The 1759-nt window shown below is 57.2% G+C and carries 1 rRNA gene (running past one end of the window); it reads right to left on the reverse strand.

Annotated features, from left to right (window positions below):
- A 23S ribosomal RNA gene (locus ACFYP4_RS34000) occupies nucleotides 1–1703 on the reverse strand (it extends 1487 nt beyond the left edge of the window).
- Nucleotides 1704–1759: the final 56 nt, after the last annotated feature.

Genomic DNA, 1759 nt, shown 5'->3' on the forward strand with positions numbered 1-1759 from the left:
ACGTTCCTACACCCTTACCCCGGGACAACCACCGCCCGGGATGGACTACCTTCCTGCGTCACCCCATCACTCACCTACTACAGGTCTGGACCGTCGGCTCCACCACTTTCCTTTCCCCGAAGGGTCCGGAACGGCTTCACGGACTTAGCATCGCCTGGTTCGATGTTTGACGCTTCACAGCGGGTACCGGAATATCAACCGGTTATCCATCGACTACGCCTGTCGGCCTCGCCTTAGGTCCCGACTTACCCTGGGCAGATCAGCTTGACCCAGGAACCCTTAGTCAATCGGCGCACACGTTTCTCACGTGTGTATCGCTACTCATGCCTGCATTCTCACTCGTGAACCGTCCACCACTAGCTTCCGCTGCGGCTTCACCCGGCACACGACGCTCCCCTACCCATCCCAACGGGCGTTGGCCCTATTGCTGGAATGACACGACTTCGGCGGTACGCTTGAGCCCCGCTACATTGTCGGCGCGGAATCACTAGACCAGTGAGCTATTACGCACTCTTTCAAGGGTGGCTGCTTCTAAGCCAACCTCCTGGTTGTCTGTGCGACTCCACATCCTTTCCCACTTAGCGTACGCTTAGGGGCCTTAGTCGATGCTCTGGGCTGTTTCCCTCTCGACCATGGAGCTTATCCCCCACAGTCTCACTGCCGTGCTCTCACTTACCGGCATTCGGAGTTTGGCTAAGGTCAGTAACCCGGTAGGGCCCATCGCCTATCCAGTGCTCTACCTCCGGCAAGAAACACACGACGCTGCACCTAAATGCATTTCGGGGAGAACCAGCTATCACGGAGTTTGATTGGCCTTTCACCCCTAACCACAGGTCATCCCCCAGGTTTTCAACCCTGGTGGGTTCGGTCCTCCACGAAGTCTTACCTCCGCTTCAACCTGCCCATGGCTAGATCACTCCGCTTCGGGTCTTGAGCGCGCTACTGAATCGCCCTATTCGGACTCGCTTTCGCTACGGCTTCCCCACACGGGTTAACCTCGCAACACACCGCAAACTCGCAGGCTCATTCTTCAAAAGGCACGCAGTCACGACTGCATGTGCAAGCACATACAGCGACGCTCCCACGGCTTGTAGGCACACGGTTTCAGGTACTATTTCACTCCGCTCCCGCGGTACTTTTCACCATTCCCTCACGGTACTATCCGCTATCGGTCACCAGGGAATATTTAGGCTTAGCGGGTGGTCCCGCCAGATTCACACGGGATTTCTCGGGCCCCGTGCTACTTGGGTGTTTCTCAAACGAGCCGTTGACGTTTCGACTACGGGGGTCTTACCCTCTACGCCGGACCTTTCGCATGTCCTTCGCCTACATCAACGGTTTCTGACTCGTCTCACGGCCGGCAGACCGTAAAAGAGAAATCCCACAACCCCCACGACGCAACCCCTGCCGGGTCTCACACGTCGTAGGTTTAGCCTCATCCAGTTTCGCTCGCCACTACTCCCGGAATCACGGTTGTTTTCTCTTCCTGCGGGTACTGAGATGTTTCACTTCCCCGCGTTCCCTCCACATACCCTATGTGTTCAGGTATGGGTGACAGCCCATGACGACTGCCGGGTTTCCCCATTCGGAAACCCCCGGATCAAAGCCTGGTTGACGGCTCCCCGGGGACTATCGTGGCCTCCCACGTCCTTCATCGGTTCCTGGTGCCAAGGCATCCACCGTGCGCCCTTAAAAACTTGGCCACAGATGCTCGCGTCCACTGTGCAGTTCTCAAACAACGACCAACCACCCATCACCC

The organism is Streptomyces sp. NPDC005551, from assembly GCF_042871785.1.
Lineage (GTDB): Bacteria > Actinomycetota > Actinomycetes > Streptomycetales > Streptomycetaceae > Streptomyces.